The organism is Pedobacter jeongneungensis, assembly GCF_039538295.1.
GTDB classification, from domain to species: Bacteria; Bacteroidota; Bacteroidia; order Sphingobacteriales; family Sphingobacteriaceae; genus Pedobacter; species Pedobacter jeongneungensis.
This window is the reverse complement of sequence record NZ_BAABBY010000010.1, coordinates 176,363-195,815: the sequence shown is the minus strand read 5'-3', so window position 1 is coordinate 195,815 and position 19,453 is coordinate 176,363. Positions and strand designations below refer to the sequence as shown.

General features: G+C 38.1%; 14 protein-coding genes. 11 read left to right on the top strand and 3 right to left on the bottom strand.

Features of this window, described 5'->3' with window-relative positions; all coding sequences use genetic code 11:
- Positions 1 to 1,067: 1,067 nt before the first annotated feature.
- The 11 genes from ABD769_RS19960 to ABD769_RS19910 all read left to right on the top strand — a co-directional run bounded on the left by ABD769_RS19960 (position 1,068) and on the right by ABD769_RS19910 (position 14,625).
- Positions 1,068 to 2,015 (top strand): outer membrane protein assembly factor BamD, encoded by a 948-nt coding sequence (locus ABD769_RS19960; RefSeq protein ID WP_344853120.1) that lies wholly within the window; start codon positions 1,068 to 1,070, stop codon positions 2,013 to 2,015.
- A gap of 3 nt (positions 2,016 to 2,018) precedes the next feature.
- Entirely contained in the window at positions 2,019 to 2,345 is a 327-nt protein-coding gene (locus ABD769_RS19955) for a DNA-directed RNA polymerase subunit omega (RefSeq protein WP_025145617.1), read from the top strand.
- Between the two features lie 76 nt (positions 2,346 to 2,421).
- Positions 2,422 to 3,618, top strand: a complete 1,197-nt coding sequence (coaBC, locus tag ABD769_RS19950) for a bifunctional phosphopantothenoylcysteine decarboxylase/phosphopantothenate--cysteine ligase CoaBC (protein ID WP_344853119.1) — start codon at positions 2,422 to 2,424, stop codon at positions 3,616 to 3,618.
- Positions 3,615 to 4,508, top strand: a complete 894-nt coding sequence (gene porD, locus ABD769_RS19945) for a type IX secretion system protein PorD (protein WP_344853118.1) — start codon at positions 3,615 to 3,617, stop codon at positions 4,506 to 4,508. The genes coaBC and porD overlap by 4 nt, the downstream gene beginning before the upstream one ends.
- A gap of 341 nt (positions 4,509 to 4,849) precedes the next feature.
- A complete protein-coding gene (locus ABD769_RS19940) occupies positions 4,850 to 5,221 on the top strand; it encodes a BlaI/MecI/CopY family transcriptional regulator (protein WP_316827256.1) in 372 nt (123 codons plus the stop codon).
- Between the two features lie 91 nt (positions 5,222 to 5,312).
- Positions 5,313 to 7,340 carry a M56 family metallopeptidase gene (locus ABD769_RS19935; RefSeq protein WP_344853117.1) on the top strand — a complete coding sequence of 676 codons (2,028 nt, stop codon included), beginning with the start codon at positions 5,313 to 5,315 and terminating at the stop codon, positions 7,338 to 7,340.
- A gap of 101 nt (positions 7,341 to 7,441) precedes the next feature.
- Positions 7,442 to 9,094: a DNA repair protein RecN gene (gene recN, locus ABD769_RS19930; RefSeq protein ID WP_344853116.1), complete on the top strand. Its 1,653-nt coding sequence runs from the start codon at positions 7,442 to 7,444 to the stop codon at positions 9,092 to 9,094.
- A gap of 404 nt (positions 9,095 to 9,498) precedes the next feature.
- Positions 9,499 to 10,740, top strand: coding sequence for a carboxypeptidase-like regulatory domain-containing protein (locus ABD769_RS19925; RefSeq protein WP_344853115.1), 1,242 nt, complete (start codon positions 9,499 to 9,501; stop codon positions 10,738 to 10,740).
- A gap of 392 nt (positions 10,741 to 11,132) precedes the next feature.
- Positions 11,133 to 12,371, top strand: coding sequence for a carboxypeptidase-like regulatory domain-containing protein (locus ABD769_RS19920; protein WP_344853114.1), 1,239 nt, complete (start codon positions 11,133 to 11,135; stop codon positions 12,369 to 12,371).
- A 113-nt stretch (positions 12,372 to 12,484) separates the two neighbouring features.
- Positions 12,485 to 13,552 (top strand): PA0069 family radical SAM protein, encoded by a 1,068-nt coding sequence (locus ABD769_RS19915; RefSeq protein WP_344853113.1) that lies wholly within the window; start codon positions 12,485 to 12,487, stop codon positions 13,550 to 13,552.
- A 200-nt stretch (positions 13,553 to 13,752) separates the two neighbouring features.
- Positions 13,753 to 14,625, top strand: coding sequence for an ATP-grasp domain-containing protein (locus tag ABD769_RS19910; RefSeq protein WP_344853112.1), 873 nt, complete (start codon positions 13,753 to 13,755; stop codon positions 14,623 to 14,625).
- Between the two features lie 209 nt (positions 14,626 to 14,834).
- Here the strand turns inward: ABD769_RS19910 and ABD769_RS19905 are convergent, their stop codons facing one another.
- The 3 genes from ABD769_RS19905 to ABD769_RS19895 all read right to left on the bottom strand — a co-directional run bounded on the left by ABD769_RS19905 (position 14,835) and on the right by ABD769_RS19895 (position 19,383).
- Positions 14,835 to 15,347 carry a CAP domain-containing protein gene (locus ABD769_RS19905; RefSeq protein ID WP_344853111.1) on the bottom strand — a complete coding sequence of 171 codons (513 nt, stop codon included), beginning with the start codon at positions 15,345 to 15,347 and terminating at the stop codon, positions 14,835 to 14,837.
- 156 nt (positions 15,348 to 15,503) lie between these two features.
- The gene (locus ABD769_RS19900; protein ID WP_344853110.1) at positions 15,504 to 18,056 is read right to left on the bottom strand and encodes an ATP-dependent Clp protease ATP-binding subunit; all 2,553 of its coding nucleotides are present in this window, start codon (positions 18,054 to 18,056) and stop codon (positions 15,504 to 15,506) included.
- A gap of 859 nt (positions 18,057 to 18,915) precedes the next feature.
- On the bottom strand, positions 18,916 to 19,383 hold the full coding sequence (locus ABD769_RS19895) for a BLUF domain-containing protein (protein WP_344853109.1): 468 nt from the start codon (positions 19,381 to 19,383) through the stop codon (positions 18,916 to 18,918).
- Between the last annotated feature and the right edge of the window lie 70 nt (positions 19,384 to 19,453).

The window sequence follows — 19,453 nt, the reverse complement described above, 5'->3', positions numbered from 1 at the left end:
CTCTCCATTGTAAAATGTTTTGTTCAATACTGACCAGTTTTAACTATTGTTAAAAATAGTCTTCTTTTTTTTATGTTGTCTGTTAGACACCACCTTTAAAATAAAGCAAAATAATCATGTACTTTGATCAGTACTCCATTACCCCGCTACGCTACATTGACATCTCTTTTAAGAACTTATCGATCTATAAACCTCGCGGCAGATCTTTATATTGTTAAACCTTTACTCCGTTAAAGTCTTGTTAGTCTTTATCTTCGTGCCGGTATTTTCAATCTTGTTTTGTTATCTTTCCGACATCCGCCGTTCCGATTCTTTTTTCCTTCCCTTTCGGTTGGGAGTGCAAAGGTAAGGATCTTTTTTAAACTTCCAAATAAAATAAATTTTATTTTTTAATCCTCTTTTTCTCCTCTTTCCTTTATTTCAATACGCCAGCTTTAACTGGCTTTCCGTTCTTCCGAACCGGGCTGCAAAGGTAGCAATCTTTTTCTCTCCTGCAACATTTATTTTAAAATAAATATCGCTTTCCGTATCTCTAAGCCATCCTTTCAACTAAAACCCTTCCTCCGAAGCGGGATGCAAAAGTAGGATTTTTTAATTTATAAGCAAAGCATATTTGCTATTAATTGGGAGTTTTATTGTAACTGGATGGTTTACAGCAACAAAAAGTTTTGCATGAAACAAAACTTTTTGGAAGACCAGGTGTTTGCAGCCCACCCGCAACTAAAATTTCATGCTAAACCCGGCAGGTTTAGAAACCTGCAAGGCTGTTTCTGCTGCACCCAGCACTTTAAAACTTCCGGAATGCCTGCCCAACTAAACCCGATAGCAGCGGAAAACACGAAGGGGAGGAACGAACCGAGGCTTTGAAGCGAATAGCGGGACCAAACTTATATAGCAGCACAACACCTGATTTGCTAAAAAAAACAAGTGCATACTATATAGTGTACACACTAGCCTTATATATATGTTAAAATTTGTTAACTGTTATATTGTACTGAATTGCTTTGCATAGCTTAGCGGCGAATTGTTTTTATTGATGTTATCGTATTATTAATTATCTTTGCAGAATGTTTAAAGTTAAACACTTAATTATTTTAGTTTTTGTTGCCGCTCTGGGTATTGCGGGTTGTAAAAGTCGTTTCGAGAAATTGAGAGCGAGTAATGACGTTGCAAAAAAATACCAGGAGGCGCTTCGTTTGTATAATAAACGCGATTATAGTAAAGCTTTGGTGCTTTTTGAGGACCTATCTCAAAAATACCGTGGCCGTGCAGAAGCTGAGGATCTGAATTATTATTATGCATATACGCTATATAGATTAAGTGATTACACTACTGCGAGATATCAGTTTAAAAGCTTTGCAGATACCTATCCTGCCAGTAAAAATGCGGAAGAAGCGAGGTATATGGGCGCTTACTGTTTCTATTTAGAATCGCCAGCTTTCTCTTTAGACCAGGAAAATACTTATAAGGCGATTGATGCTTTGCAATTGTTTATCAACTTATACCCTACCAGCGACCGTGCTGCTGCTGCAGGTAAATATATTGCTACTTTAAGGGGTAAATTAGAAGATAAAGCTTTTGAAAACGCTAAGATGTACTTAACTACCGGTCCAAGTAATGTAGATAATTACAGGGCTGCTGTTATTGCTTTGAAAAATGCGCAAAGAGATTTCCCGGATATTAAATATGCAGAAGAAATGGACTTCCTGATGATCAGGGCGCAATATTTATATGCAAAAAACAGTTATATCATCCGTCAGGAAGACCGTTATAATGAAGCACTTGCCTTATATACTGAGTTTACTGAAAACCACCCTGACAGCAAATTTATGAAAGAGGCTAAAGGACTTAAGGAGGATGTTGAAGCGGGTATTGTAACCACGAAACAAGAACTGGCTTTATATGCTGCCGATCAGGAAAAATACAAGCAAATGCTGATCAGAACAGGTAAATTAAAAGATACTGTTTCTGCTAAGCCGACTAATGCAGATAATACGAATATTAAAAACAAGTAATACATGAATACTAACAAACCTGCTGTACCAAATACTACAGTAACCAGAAACGTACACGATTTAGATAAAACTACTGATAACCTATACGAATCATTAGTGGTAATTGCTAAAAGGGCAAATCAGATTTCGAACAACGTTAAAGAGGAGTTACACGGTAAATTGGCAGAATTTGCTTCCAGCAACGATAATTTGGAAGAAATTTTCGAAAATCGCGAGCAGATTGAAATCAGCAAGCACTACGAGCGCATGCCGAAGCCTGTTTTGGTTGCTATTGATGAATTTTTGAACGAGAAAATTTATCACAGAAATCCTGCTAAAGAACAAAAGTAAATAGCATAGCGCATAGCGTTTAGGGCAAAGCGTTTAGCACTACGCTCTATGCTCTATGCCCCATGCCCTACATGCTATGCTAAAAAATAAAAATATAATCCTTGGCGTTTGCGGTAGCATTGCGGCATATAAGTCGGCTTTTTTGGTTAGGCTGCTTGTTAAAGCTGGTGCAAACGTAAAGGTTATTCTTACCCCTGATGGTGCTAATTTCATTACACCACTTACCCTTGCTACGCTTTCTAAAAACCCTGTTTATACACAATATTTCGAAGAAGAAACAGGTGTGTGGAGCAATCATGTTGAATTAGGTCTCTGGGCCGATCTCATCATCATCGCTCCGATAAGTGCCAATACTTTGGCTAAACTGGCAACGGGAATCTGCGATAATTTACTGACTGCGGTTTATCTTTCAGCTAAATGCCCGGTGTATGTTGCGCCTGCAATGGACCTGGATATGTGGAAACATGAAACTACCCAGGGTAATATTGAACAGATTGTTAGTTACGGCAATACGGTTATTGCACCGGCCAACGGAGAACTTGCGAGCGGGCTTTGGGGTGAAGGCCGGATGGCTGAGCCTGAAGAAATTGTTTCTTTTCTGGAAAATGCCCTTAAGAAATCATCACCATTGTTTGGCAAAAAAGTAATGGTTACTGCGGGACCTACTTACGAAGCTATTGATCCTGTCCGTTTTATCGGGAACCACTCTTCTGGCAAGATGGGTTTCGCCATTGCAGATGAACTGGCCAAACTGGGTGCCGATGTTACGCTAATCGCCGGACCTACAGCTCAAAAAGCTGTTCAAAGCTTGAGAAGAATTGATGTGGTAAGTGCGCAGGAAATGTTTAATGCCTGCACTTCTGTTTTCCCCGAAAGCGATATCACGGTGATGTGTGCGGCAGTAGCTGATTATCGTCCAAAACAAGTGGCCACACAAAAAATCAAAAAACAGGATAGCGACCTGGTTTTGGAACTGGAAAAAACTACGGATATTCTTGCCTCATTAGGGAGAGAAAAAAAAGCAAATCAGATTCTGGTAGGCTTCGCCTTAGAAACCAATGATGAAGAAAGCTATGCCAAAGGCAAACTGGAAAAGAAAAATCTTGACCTGGTGATTTTAAATTCTTTAAACGATAAGGGTGCAGGTTTTAAATCAGATACCAATAAAATTACTATTTTTAACAAAGCTTTAGAACGGACTGTATTCGAGATGAAATCGAAAACCGAGGTGGCTAAAGACATTTGTGCTGCCATTTTAAAAATTGCGAAATGATAAAAAAGATTTTTTGGATATTGTTATTGGTTAGTTTCGGGAAAGTACATGCGCAGGAGTTGAATGCAAGGGTTACTCTGCTGGCGCCACAGGTTTCGAACATCAGTAAACCAACTTTAGATGCACTTCAAAAAACCATCCGTGATTTTTTAAACAACAATAAATTCAGTAACGAAAGTTATAAACCTCAGGAACGTATTGAGTGTAGTTTTGTCATTACCATCAATTCGTGGGATGGTGGTTCTGGTTATACCGCCGAAGCGCAGATTCAAAGCAGTCGCCCGGTTTTTAACAGTTCTTATAATAGCACGTTGTTGAACATGAGCGATAAAAATTTCGATTTTAGTTATCTTGATGGTTCTACCATTGATTTTTCTGATCAGAATTACATTTCCAACATTAGTGCTCTACTCACCTACTATGCTTACACCATCATAGGGATGGATAAAGACAGTTTTAGTAAAATGGGTGGCACTCCTTTTTATAAAAAAGCGCAGAACATCATCAATTTAGCACAGGCATCTGGCAATACAGGCTGGAAAGCTGCCGATGGCTTGCGCAACCGTTTCTGGTTTAATGAAAATGTGCTGAACCCGATATTTAGCGAATTACGCAATTTCATTTATAGCTACCACTTAAACGGATTGGACCAGCTTACTGATAATGATAAAGGTTTAACCCAGATTGTTGCTGCTTTACCCGCATTGGCACAGATGGATAAACAAAAACTAGGTTCCATTTTCCCGAATGTTTATTTCGCCTCTAAGGCAGAAGAAATAACTAATGTACTTTCTAAATTAAACGGACAGGAACGCATGAAAGCCTACAACATGCTGGCAGAAATTGATCCGGCTAATATTGGCAAGTATGAAGGGTTGAGGAAGAATTAGGTTCATTAGTTGATTGGTTAATTGGTCATTAGTCATTGGTTTATTAGTTCATGGGTGGTAATCTAGGGGTTAACTGATCAATTGTTTAAATCGGTTAACTGTAGACAACTCCTCAATTAACCAATTACCCAGTTTCTACAATTAACCTTCTCCCGATGCAACATTTCCCCCACTCCTGCGTCTTATCTCAAAACAGGCATTAGCACTTAATGCACAGTTAACCAATTAACCAGTTTATACAGTTAACCTAAAACACAAAAGTTAAAAATTTGTTAAAATATTTTGTTATTACGAATATCTTCGTACATTTGATTACGAAACAATTCGTACAACTGTAACATATGAGCAATCAGAACATCAAACCAACAGAAGGCGAAATGGAAATCCTCCAGGTACTTTGGCAAAAAGGCAATGCTACCGTAAGAGAAGTGCATGAGGCATTGAATAAAAAAGACGCTGGTTATACCACCACTTTAAAGCTGATGCAGATATTGCATGAGAAAGGAATGGTAGAAAGAGATACGAACCAAAAAACGCATATCTATAAAGCATTGGTGAGCCAGGATAAAACTGAAAAGCAACTGGTAACTAAAATGATCGACAATGTATTTAACGGATCGGCTGCAAGATTGGTGATGCAGGCCCTGGGTAACCACAGTGCAAGTGCTGATGAAATTGATGAAATAAAAAAATATTTAGATAGCCTTAAATAAGGTTGATGTGAGGGTTGAAAGGTGTAGGGTTTAGATCCCTAATAAACAATTAAATTTCGGTTTATCCCGGCTAAAAATTAAAACCACCGTTATGGAAACTTTATTACAACAGTTTATCAAAGCATTTGGATGGAGCATTTTAAATTCACTTTGGCAAAGTGCTATTATTTATGGCGTCCTGTTTATCATTATGCTAAGCATACCAAAGCTGGCAGCAAAGTATAAGCACAACCTTGCCTTTGGTGCCATCATTTTGATGTTTGCCGGCTTTGTTTACAACTTCATTAATCAATTAATGCAGAGTATCAGCAGTCAGGCGGTTGCCATTAATCCACAAAATATTCAGGTTTACCAGTATTTTAATAACCTGCCTCCAAGCTTTAGCAGCAAAGCGGAACAATATTTCCCTGTTGTGGTAGCTTTTTATGTAATTGGCATTGTGCTTCAGCTATTTGTGATTGTTAAAGGTTATGGTCAGCTTTCTAAACTGAAAAAGGAAAGCTTAAGTGCCATTCCTGATGGATGGAAAGCCATTTTCGAACAGGTAACGGCCCATCTTAAAATTAAAAAGGCCATTAAGTTTCACCTGTCATCTATTGTGAATGTGCCCTTGGTTATCGGTTATTTAAAACCTGTGGTATTATTTCCTTTGGCACTGGTTAATCAGTTAGATAACGATCAGGTAGAGGCCATCTTAATCCACGAACTATCGCACATCAGAAGAAACGATTTCTTATTAAATCTGATTAAAACAGCAATCGAAACCTTACTGTTCTACAATCCATTTGTGTGGATGGCTGGTAGGTTTATACACATCGAGCGCGAGCACGCCTGTGATGACCTGGTGTTAAAAATTACCGGAAAACCGTTAAACTATGCCCATGCATTGCTTAAACTTGAACTTCTGAAAGATAAAAACAGTCCGGCATATGCACTAGCTGCAACAGGTAAGACCCAAAATTTATATCAACGCATTAAAAGAATAACCAACATGAAAACAAATTATTTAAACGCCAAACAACAAATGGCAGCCCTGACTTTGGGTGTAGCCTGCTTGTTTTCTATTGCCTGGATCAATCCAACAGAAAAGAAAAAAGAGCATAAAAAAAGTAATAAGATTGAGGTTTTCAATCATCATGATCTTAAAACTATTGTTTGCACCGATACCACTAAAAAACGTAAGATAAAAATTGTAACCATTGATGCTAATGGCAATAAAACCGAATATAACTCGGTAAAAGATATGCCTGATAGCTTAAGAAAAGATTTTTACAGGGATGAGCTTTTTGCTGGGCATAATGTGTACCGCATCCACGCTGATAGTTCATTTAAATTCAGGTTTAACGATTCGCTGGTTCGCAATAAAATTTTTAAAGAGTATAATTCACCTGAAGCCCAGGCTAAATGGAAAAAATTTGGCGAAGATATAGCCAAACAATACAACTCACCGGAAGCGCAGGCCAAATGGAAAAAATTCGGTGAAGATATTGCCAAACAATACAATTCTCCTGAAGCACAGGCAAAGTGGAAAAAAATGGGTGAAGATATGGCTAAGGAATTTGGTTCTCCCGAGGCGCAGGCAAAATGGAAAAAGATGGGCGAAGAAATGGCTGCGAAAATCAATACTCCAGAATTTAGGGCGCAAATTGATAACATCAGGATACAGGCTTTAAAATCAGGTGATATGGTTAATTTATCGGGGCTTACAAAATTACAATCTGATTCGATTTTTAAAGGCAACAGGCACATGCTTACCGGTCCGGATGGTGCTGTTTTTTATTACGACAATAACAACAAGGTAAAACAGACTGAGGAATATAAAAAGTTAAAAGAAAAATTCGACAGTGAGGTGAAGGAACTAAAAGAGAAAATGGAGCAGAAAGAGAAAAAAGAAAAAGTTGAAGGCGGTAACAAAAGCTCTCAAATCAGTCCTGCTGTTATGCTTTACAACAATAAAGGTTTTTCAGACCCTGTTAAAACATTGAAAATTGAGAATGCAGTGGTAACATACAAAAAAGCCGATTTTAAAAATGCAGATCAACTTGCGGTAAAAAGCTTCGTACAAAATGGAAACTTAACCATTTCAAATAACAATGCCATCAGCATTTCAGTAAAATAAACTACACACAACCAAACAGATTATGAAACAGCGGAGATTATTCTTCGCTGTTTTTGTTTTGTATTCACCTGTTGACATAAATTTTAATATTTTTGCTTAGCATGCTACAAAAACTTTCTATACGTAATTACGCATTAATTGATAGTCTTGATATCGAATTCGACAAAGGCTTAAATATCATCACAGGTGAAACCGGTGCCGGTAAATCCATTATACTGGGTGCATTATCGCTGATTTTAGGTCAGCGGGCAGAAAGCAAATACTTTTTTAACCAGGATAAAAAATGTGTTATTGAAGGTAGTTTTGCACTGGCAGATGAAAACCTGAAAGAACTTTTTGAAGAGAACGATCTCGACTTTTCAAAAGAAGGCCTTTTACGAAGAGAAATTTCTATAGATGGCAAAACCAGGTCGTTTATTAACGATACCCCTGTTAATCTGTCTATCCTGAAACAAATCGGAGAAAACCTAATCGATATCCATTCGCAACATGCTACACAGGAAATTAATGACGCCGATTTTCAATTATTGATTGTTGATTCATTGGCCAACCATCAGCCTCTCCTGCTTAATTACCGCAGCGGATTTAAAAAACTTAAACAAGATACTTCACTGTTAAAGAAATTAATTGCTGAAGCCAACGAAGCCCGTAACAAACAGGATTACGAACAATTTCTGTTTAACGAACTCGAACAGGCAAAATTACAGGAAGGCGAGCAGGAAGAGCTGGAGCAGGAATTGGAACGCCTAACCCATGCCGAAACCATTAAAAGGGCTTTACTTACTGCCTCAGGATTAATTAACGAGAGCGAACCTTCTGCCCTGCAGATTTTAAAAGAAGCTTCTTTACAATTACAGGGTATTGAAAAATTCGACCCGGCAATTAACGTGCTCTATGAACGCCTGCGCTCATCAATTATTGAGATAAAAGACATTACCGACGAGGTTTCTACAATAGAAGAAAATACGTTGCACAGTGCCGGGCGCTTAGAAATTGTAAACCAAAGACTGGATTTGTTTTATACCCTGCAACAAAAACACAGGCTTAGCAATAATACTGAACTGTTAGCGCTTCAAAAGCAATTGGAAGAAAACCTGAATATGCTGTTGTCTTCTGATGAGCATATCGAAAAATTACAGCAGGAAATCGATCAGCTTAAAAAAGAACTGCATCAACAGGCCGGTCAATTAAGTGCTAACCGTAAAAAAGCAATTAAAATTGTTGAAGAGCAAACCAGTGCCACACTTAAAAAAGTGGGGATGCTTAATGCTAAACTGGTACTGGATCAAAAAGTATTACCTGAACTGAATAAAGACGGGCTTGATGAAATTAACCTGCTTTTTACTGCAAATGCTGGTCAGGCCCCTGCCCCGGTAAACAAAGTGGCTTCAGGTGGCGAATTATCACGCTTAATGCTTGCCATAAAAGCTTTATTGGCTAAACACACTTCCTTACCAACGATTATTTTCGACGAAATTGATACCGGAATTTCTGGCGAAACCGCCTTAAAGGTTGGCGAAGTAATTTCCGAACTGGGCAAAAACATGCAGGTGATTTCGATAACCCATTTACCACAGATTGCAGCCAAAGGTACATCTCATTATTTTGTACACAAAAATGAAGATAAAGGTAAAACCACCACCGGAATACGCAAACTTAAACAGGAAGAACGTATTGGCGTAATTGCAGAAATGTTAAGCGGTAAAAATCCGGGAGCATCAGCAATTGAAAATGCAAAAGAATTGCTTGCTTAATCATCTACCGCCATGGTCTGTGTCCCCACAGACTATTCCTAAAAATCGATAAATTATGAGTGGTCTGTGAGGACACAGACCACGGCAACGGCTTAATTCTTACATTACGTCATCTCGAGCGGAGTGCAACGTAGTCGAGAGATCTATCTAAGCAGATCTCTCCGTTCCACTGCGTTTCAGTCGAGATGACGACTTTTCTTATGGATCTGTTAATGGTAGGGAAATGTTGTTGTGCTGTCGGGTGTTCCCACCTGACGAAGCTTGTATCTGTAGAATTTATAAAAGATAAATAGTATATTGATTTGATTCAGTATCAGATCGTAATATCTGACACCAGAAAGAAATGCACCAATATTTTACAGCTACAGCTTGATAAAACTAAATAATTAGTTTACATTTAATTAATGAAATCTTTTATATTTCTACTTTCATTATTAACCATAGGCAAATTTTGTTTCGCTCAACAAAGTTATACGCTTTCAGGTACGGTTAAAGATAAACGTGGCGAAGCATTACCCGGTACAGGTGTTTATGTAAGCGGTTATAAAATGGCCACGGTTACAGATAATGATGGCAAATACACCCTGCCATTAAAACCAGGCAGCTACGACATTTTGGTGCAGTTAATAGGCTACAAGGCCTTAAATAAAAATGTTGTGATTTCGGATAATGCGGTAAAACTTGATCTCACATTAGAAGAAAGTATTACCCAATTAGCTGAGGTAACCATTAAACCCGATCCGAACCGGGCAAATTATATCGAAATGTTTAAAGGTTACTTTATCGGTACCACGCCTAACGCAGAACAATGTAAATTAATCAACCCAAACGTGTTGATTATTGATTACGATAAAGAAGAACATAAACTCACCGTAAAAACCAATGAATTCCTGATTATCGAAAACAGGGCACTCGGTTACCGCATTAAATACTTATTAAACAATTTTGAGTATGATAGTAAAACGAGAATTATTTATTATGAAGGATTTCCATATTATGAGGATTTAAAAGGATCGGTACGCCGGAAGAAAATTTGGGAACAAAAGCGGATTACTGCTTATTTAGGTTCTTCACAACACTTTTTTAAGTCGATTTTTAACCACCACGCCACAGAAGATGGCTTTATCATTAATAAACTGATTACCAAAGAAAATCCGGATAAACCATCCGACAGCGTAATTAATGCCAATATTAAACGTTTAACAAAAGTTCAAACCGGTTTAACCAGGCCTTCAACCATTACCATAGGAGATTCTTTAAGCTATTGGATAAAAAAGAAAAACCTGCCTGGTGGTATATCCATTTTAAGCCGCGCCCCTATTTTACAGGATACCCTGGTGCATGTGGAGAACCAGAATATAAAAAGCATTAATTTTACCGATAAGCTTTATGTAGTTTACACCAGAGAAAGAGAAGATCCTGCCTATGCCAACCGGATCGGTTTATCAATTGCCAGGCCGCTTGATATGCCCGATTATCAGATTTCTACCATTAGCCTGCAGGTTGTTCCGGTTTATTTTTACGAAAACGGCTCCATTTACAACCCACGTTCTATGATTTATTCGGGTTACTGGGCCTGGGAAAAAATTGCCGACAGTGTTCCGATGGATTATTTATTGCCGGTTAATGCGGAGGGGAAAAAGTAAAAATATGAGTTACAGAGAACCTCAATGCATTATTTTTATTTTTTATGAAAAGCAGCCATAGTGCTCCCCGGTTTTGCTGGCAAAACCGGTAATTCTATCTGGGGTTTTGTAGCATCGCTGCACCCACCTTTGTTAAATAAACCCGACAGAGCGGGTAGCCCACAGTGAAGCGCAGCGTAACGAGGACTACAAGCGATGGCGGGGCAACTTTGTCCATGGAAAACAGAACGCTCGTTTTCAAATAAAAACGGCTTTACTTTTGGATTAATTCTATTCAAAAGATCCTTCGCTTCGCTCAGGATGACAACTCTTATTAACTGTAAATGTTAAATTTGTTAAAAATCTTTTGCGTTTTTTAATAAATATTACGCCTTTTAATTACATTCGTCTCTATGATTAAAAGCCTTTTAGTAGCCCTTATGCTAATCATCGTGGGTACTAATGTCGATGCTCAAAATACCTTCTCAATAAGTGGTTTGGTTCGCGATCAAAAAGACGGACTACCCGGTGCAAGCATTTATTTAAGTGGTTATAAAATTGCAACGGTAGCCGATAATGATGGCCGCTTTAAACTTACCAACCTGAAACCCGGCAGTTACGATATCCTTGTTCAGCTGGTGGGCTACCTCCCCTATTCTAAAAGTGTAATTATTTCGGATAAATCGGTACAGGTAGAATTGGTTTTGAAAGAAAATGTTGCCCAGCTTGATGAAGTAGTGATCAGGGCCGATCCTAACCGGCAGAAATACATTAACCAGTTTAAAGAGTTTTTTATTGGCAAAACGCCCAATGCATTGCAATGCAAAATTTTAAATCCACAGGTTCTGAATGTAGATTATGATGTAACCAAAAGTACCATAACGGTTTCTACAACCGAGTTTTTAGTGGTCGAGAATAAAGCTTTAGGTTATCGCCTTAAATATATGCTCGATCATTTCGAATACAATTCGCGCACACACATTATTTATTACTCTGGTCACCCGTTTTTTGAAGAGCTTAAAGCTTCTGCAGCTAAAAAGAAAAAATACATCGCCGCCCGCGAAATCGCCTATTATGGCTCTTCGCAACATTTTTTCCGTTCGCTTTATGCCAATAAAACACAGGAGGAAGGTTTTATCATCAATAAAATGATCAAAATCCCCAATCCTAACCGTTATCCGCAATATGTAATCAATACCAATTTAGAAAAAATTAAAGCCGTACCTGAAAAAACCGGAATCAGGCAAAGCAAGGGTAAAATAGATACCGCCCTACTGGCCTTTTGGACGAAACAGCAGGAAATGCCAAAAACCATCGATAAATTTTCGAGGGCGGAGGTGCTAACAGATACGCTGGTGCATTATTTCAACCAGAACTTAAAGTACATCAGTTATACCGACGCGCTATTAATTCAATACACTAAAGAAAAAGAATCAATGGCCTACTCTAAAACTGGTTTCTGGATCTTCAGACCTTTAGATGTGCCTGAAAATGAAATTTCGGTTGCAAATTTAACGGGCGAAGGCGTCCGTTTTTACGAGAACGGCGGCATTTACGATTCGCGCTCACTCCTTTTTGAAGGCTATTGGGCTTACGAAAAAGTGGCAGATATGGTACCAATGGATTATATCCCGCTTGCAAAAAGTAAATGATGGAAGATGTACGATGGAAGACGGCAAATAGATGATGGGATCTGACTAAAATTGTTGAAAAGTAACCCTTTTTCAATCCTTAAAATTACTAAAAATATTAGTAATTTTAATTTATGATTGGCGAAGAAGAAAAACAGTATTTTAAGGGACGGGGCGCTCAGGTTAATCCACACAATAAATTTTTGAAGGATGTTTACGTTAAAGAACATCATGAAGGGATTGATGATTGGGAGGAAAGCGACCGCAAAACTGCTTTCATTTTTGAAAATTCGAAAACCATCGTAAATAAGGTTGACAGCCCGGATGTGGGGATGGCCTACTCTCTTAACCCCTATCAGGGCTGCGAACATGGCTGCACTTATTGTTATGCACGCAACTCGCACCAGTACTGGGGCTACAGTGCCGGAATAGAATTTGAGAGGAAAATCATTGTAAAAAAGGATGCTCCGGAACTGTTTAAAAAGTTTTTAGAGAAAAAAGGCTGGGATGCCACTACCATTTCACTCTCGGGCAATACCGATTGCTACCAACCGGCAGAAAGAAAATTTAAACTCACCCGCCAGTTACTCGAAATTGCCCTGGCTTATAAACAGCCCATTGGTATGATTACCAAAAATTCCTTGATACTTCGTGATCAGGATATTTTGCAGGAAATGGCCAAGCTTAATCTCTGCATGGTTTATGTTTCCATCAATAGTTTGAATGAAGATTTGCGGCAGGTAATGGAACCGCGTACTACAACGGCCAAACAACGTTTAAAAGTGGTAGAGGAGTTGAGTAAAGCCGGAATACCCATGGGCGTAATGGTTGCACCACTTGTACCCGGGCTAAGCGACCATGAAATTCCTAAAATTTTAAAAGCTGTGGCTAATGCTGGAGCCATTAAAGCGGGTTATACCGTAGTGCGGTTAAACGGAGCCATCGGCCAGATATTTGAAGATTGGCTGCGAAAAAACTTTCCTGATCGTTTCGATAAAGTCTGGCATTCGATTCAGAGTTGCCACGGCGGTAATGTAAACGACAGCCGTTTTGGCGACCGGATGCGCGGTGATGGCAATATTTCACAAATGATCAGAGATAATTTCAGGCTGCACTGCCGTTTGAATGGCTTAAATGTAAAAGATATCATTTTAGATCATACCTTATTCAAAGTTCCAAGTAACCAGGTAAGCCTGTTTTAATATTCGGGGAGAAAAATCCTCCGCTCTCAGGGCCGTGGTTTATAATCACGGCCATCTCAATGTTTGGTCCTATTAAATATAAATTAACCACAAATGAAATGATGAACACAGATGCAGCACATCTAAAATCTATGTTTATCTGTGTCCTTCCATGGTTTAAAAATTTGCAATCTACCCCTATAAAACTTAGTTTTAGCACCATGAACATTGCATTAATAACTTACCTTGATAAAGGCGCTTACGATACTACTACTGTTGAAAGTGAAGATGATAAACTCTTACATTTCTTAAAAGATAAAGGATTAAATATTGAAAAATTAATCTGGAACGACGAGCAGATTAACTGGAAAAACTATTCGCATGCCATTTTAAAATCGCCCTGGGATTATTTCGACCTGATTGAAGATTTTTATGAATGGCTTAATCTTTTGGAAGCTAAAAAAGTGAAACTGCTTAATCCAATAGATGTGGTGAGGTGGAATTCGAACAAACTTTATCTCCAGGAAATTGAAGCGGCGGGCTTAAAAATTATACCCAGTGCCTTTATCAAAAAGCAAGAAAATATAACGCTTGAAACTTTCTTCGAAAAATTTAATACTGATAAATTAATTGTAAAACCCTGTATTAGCGGGGGTGCAAAAAATACTTTTAAAGTAACCAATGAAAATGTTGAAGAAATAAACCAAAAATTGAATCAGCTTATCCAGGATGAAGATTTTATTATACAGCCTTTTTTACCCGAAATATTGGAAAGTGGAGAATGGTCTTTCATTTTTTTTAACGGCGTATATAGTCATTCGTTGATTAAACAGGCCAAGCCCGGCGATTTCAGGGTTCAGCCAGCGCATGGTGGCACAGTTCATCCACAACAACCTGATGAAGAACTAATTGCAACAGCAGCAGAATATGTTAGTTTATTTGCAAAAAATTGTCTTTACGCAAGGGTTGATGGCACTTTTGTAAAAGGAGAGTTTTTATTAATGGAGCTTGAACTGATTGAGCCATTTTTATTCTTAAATACCGAACCTCAAATTTATGATCGGTATTATCAGGCTTTAAAGGAGTTGATGTAAAAAGAATCGTCATTGCGAGGAGAAACGACGAAGCAATCTTAAAGCATATGCTCCCCTCAAGTCGTCATTTCAAGCGAAGCGAAGCGGAGTCGAGAAATCTATCTTTGGAGCAATTCCGGGATAGATTTCTCCATTTCGCTACCAATGAAAAATCGGTACGCTACAGTCGAAAGGACGAAGAAAGTGAGACGACGGCCATTGGTTTTAGGTTATTTAGCAGCAAAAACCTGCACCCAATACTTATCCGTTTTGGCTGCGCCCATTTCTTTAAAAGAGGCAGTCATGATATTTTTACAATGCTCCTCGCTCTTAATCCAATCGTTAAAAACCTGTGCTTCGGTAGTTTGTCCGAAAGCAATATTCTCCCCTACCGATGTCCAATTGTAGCCGGTAGCTTTAACACGGGCACCAACAGTTTCACCATTAGCAGAATTGTGGGTAAGTTTTGCAATAGAAGCGATGTAACCGCTTTGGTTAATGGCTGCAGCACCTAAATTAACATTCCAGGTTAGCGCTCCAACCGGAGGCATAATGGTTATACCACAATTGCAGCCTGCCAGGCGGGTATCGTTTACCAATTTAAGTAAAGCGTCGTTATTGATGTTGGTGCTGACATTAAGTACCACAGGATCAGTGGTTGTTGTAGTAGCGTCAGCTCCTTTTTTACAGGATAAAGCACAACATAGCGCTATGCATGCTAACGGGAAGACATTAAATTTCATTAATAGTGAATAGTTTGAGGAAAGGTACAATGATTTTCTTTAAAAAAAATAATTTCTGTCTACCTTTTCGTACTCTAAAAACAACTATAAATTTTAATGCGCTTTAATTAATCTCTAAAACAAAAAAACTCCCGATTTTCATCGGGAGTTTTTTATTTATTTACTCGAAGAATCTTCTTCTTGTTTCGGCTCTTCTTTTTTCTTCTCGCCCTTTATGTGGTTGATTGAAATAAGCTCGGTAGTTTTATCGTAATCAATTTCTAAAACATCTCCTTCGGTTAATTCACCTTTAAGGATCTCTTCAGCAATTGGGTCTTCTAAATATTTCTGGATCGCTCTTTTTAACGGGCGGGCTCCAAAATTACTATCGAAACCTTTATCGGCAATGTATTCTTTAGCGTTATCAGTTAGTGCAATTTCATAACCGAGGGTATGAACGCGACCAAATAATGCTTTTAACTCGATATCGATAATCCTAAAGATTTCTTCTTTACCTAAGCTGTTAAATACCACTACATCATCAACACGGTTTAAGAATTCAGGCGCAAAAGCACGTTTTAAAGCACTTTCGATTACGCCACGGCTGTGAGAATCGGCCTGATTTGTTTTCGCAGCTGTAGAGAAACCAACACCCTGACCAAAATCTTTTAGCTGACGGGCACCAATGTTAGAAGTCATGATGATGATTGTATTTCTAAAATCAACTTTACGTCCTAAACTATCAGTTAACTGTCCTTCATCCAAAACCTGTAATAAGATATTAAATACATCAGGGTGAGCTTTTTCAATCTCATCCAATAAGATTACGGCATAAGGTTTTCTTCTAACTTTTTCAGTTAACTGTCCGCCTTCTTCGTAACCAACGTATCCCGGAGGCGCTCCCACTAAACGTGATACCGCGAATTTCTCCATGTATTCACTCATATCGATCTGGATCAAAGAATCGTCGCTATCGAACATGAAACGGGCCAGTTCTTTTGCCAATTCGGTTTTACCTACCCCGGTTGGACCTAAGAAAATAAATGAACCAATTGGTTTTTTAGGATCTTTTAATCCAGCTCTTGTACGTTGAATCGCTTTGGTTAATTTCTTGATCGCATCGTCCTGACCAATAATTTTCTCGGCAACCTTGTCGTACATGTTTAACAGTTTAGCACTGTCTGTTTGTCCAACACGTTGTACCGGGATACCAGTCATCATCGAAACCACTTCAGCTACGTTATCTTCCGATACTTCGTAACGTTTGGTTTTGGTTTCAGCTTCCCACTCTGCTTTAGCTTTATCTAATTCTTCAATTAAATTTTTCTCTGTATCGCGGAGTTTTGCAGCTTCTTCGTATTTCTGGCTGCGAACAACTTTATTTTTTTCTAACTTAATGTCTTCGATTTTCGCCTCGATGTCAATAATATTCTGCGGAACATGAATATTGGTTAAGTGAACACGAGAACCGGCCTCATCTAAAGCATCGATTGCTTTATCTGGCAAGAAACGGTCAGAAATATAACGCGAGGTTAAAGTTACGCAGGCCAAAATGGCTTCGTCTGTATAAGTTACACCATGGTGTTCCTCATACTTATCTTTAATTCGGGTTAAAATCTCAACGGTTTCATCCGGAGTAGCAGGCTCAACCATCACTTTCTGGAAACGACGGTCTAAAGCGCCGTCTTTTTCAATGTACTGACGGTATTCATCTAAAGTTGTAGCACCAATACATTGAATTTCGCCCCTTGCCAAAGCAGGTTTGAACATGTTAGATGCATCTAATGAACCCGATGCGCCACCAGCACCAACAATGGTATGGATCTCATCAATGAACAAAATTACGTCTGTAGATTTTTCAAGTTCGTTCATCACGGCTTTCATACGCTCTTCGAACTGGCCACGGTATTTTGTACCGGCTACCAACGAAGCCAAATCTAAAGTAACTACACGTTTGCCAAAAAGCACACGCGAAACTTTACGCTGTACAATGCGCAAGGCTAAACCTTCTGCAATTGCCGATTTACCCACACCTGGCTCACCGATTAAAATCGGGTTGTTCTTTTTCCTGCGGGATAAAATCTGCGATACACGCTCAATTTCTTTTTCGCGGCCAACAATCGGGTCTAAACGACCTTCCTCAGCTGCCTTGGTTAAATCACGACCGAAGTTATCCAGAACCGGGGTTTTAGATTTTATATCCGAAACCTTTTTAGGTGTACTAAAGCTTTCTTCTTCGCGGTAATCGTCATCGCCTCCTGTAGAAGCGCTGTTTGAGATATCATCTCTGAAACCATTTTTATTCACTTCAACCTCCTGTTTAAAAACATCATAAGTAACGCCATATTGTAATAAGATCTGTGAGGCGATGTTATCATCATCTCTCAAAACCGATAACAATAAATGTTCGGTGCCAATTAAATCGCTTTTAAATATTTTAGCTTCTAAATAAGTGATTTTTAAAACTTTTTCTGCCTGTTTTGTTAATGGAATATTGCCTAAGTTTACTGTAACACTCGAAGTACCGCGAACGGCATCTTCAATTGAGCGGCGCAATTTACCGGTATCAACCCCTAACGATCGTAAAATTTTTATAGCCATACCATCGCCTTCGCGGATGAGGCCCAATAATAAATGTTCGGTTCCAATGTAATCATGCCCTAAGCGGAGCGCTTCCTCCCTACTAAAAGAGATTACATCTTTAACCTGTGGTGAAAATTTTGCTTCCATAATACCTTTCTTAACAGCTACGTCCCTAAACTATAAAATAAATTATAAAAAGCGACTGTACCATTTTGTTTATTTTATCAACAATTGCGCCATACGGGTGGATAAAAGGCAGTAAACATATCCCCCAACCTAAAAAATACGGTATGAATATCGTCCTGATAAATATATATCTATCTACGTAATAACTGTTTTATAGGTTTTAAAAGGGAATTAATTAAGTATCTTCCCCCTTAAATATCATTTGTCGGTTTATTGTAAGGATTTTTTCGATTCGAATAACTGACAATTTGTTGCTTTTTACTAAAGCAATTTACAAGTTTTGACAGAAAAACAAAAAGAACGTGACATCATTTAACAATTTAACCAGACAATTATCAATAACATTGAAACCCTATTAATGAATACAACAATATTAATACGAAAATAACTGTTGAGAGGTTGTTTTTGTTTTGGAAAAACGATGTTACAGAGCTTTATGGAGATGGAAGAGGTAAGATGGATAATGGAATTGATTTTTATAGTGAAACCTTAATTTTCTTAACTTCTTAATGTTGATCAAAATATGCCTGAAGATACTTTTACTATTAAGAGAAAAGATGGAGGATGTAAAACGGAAGAGGGAAAATGGATGATGGAACTGATTTTTTTATAGTGAAACCTTAATTTTCTTAACTTCTTAATATTGATCAAAATATGCCTAACGATACTTTTACTATTAAGAGAAAAGATGGAGGATGGAAAACGGAAGATGGAAAATGGATGATGGAACTGATTTTTTTTATAGTGAAACTTTAGTTATTGCAACTCCATAAGGTTGAAATAAATTATGAAGCTATAATTTGATTAAGCCCAAATATTGCTATACCTCATTATAAAAACTCCGTAAAAACTGTAGCGGAGCATCAGATGGTGCTGATTTGTTACAGTATTCGATAATATCATTTAAATTAAAATGCCCGGATATCGATTGAAAAGTTTCATCGTCTGAATCTTCAAAACCCATACCCCAATCGCTGAAAATACATTGATCATACTTGCCAATCTGTAGTAAAACAACCGATTCATGTCGGGTATCTTTCATTATTTTTTTATAAAGCTTACGCACAATTCTTTCATCACCTTCCAGCAATTGCATAAATCTGCCTTTACTTTTGGTAATCTGCTGACCTTTAACATATAGTAAAATACCGGTAATATCATTTTGTTTGTTAAAATCTCTGCTTTGGTTAATTAAGGTTTTAATCATGTCGGCATCAAACACCTTACTTTCTACACTGCTGTAAATTAAATAGAAAACGGGGGGCATATTTTTATTTTCTGGTTCCATACAGCAATTATCATTAAAATATCTGAATTCCGGGTTAATATTATTTCAAAAAAAACCTATTGAAATGCTG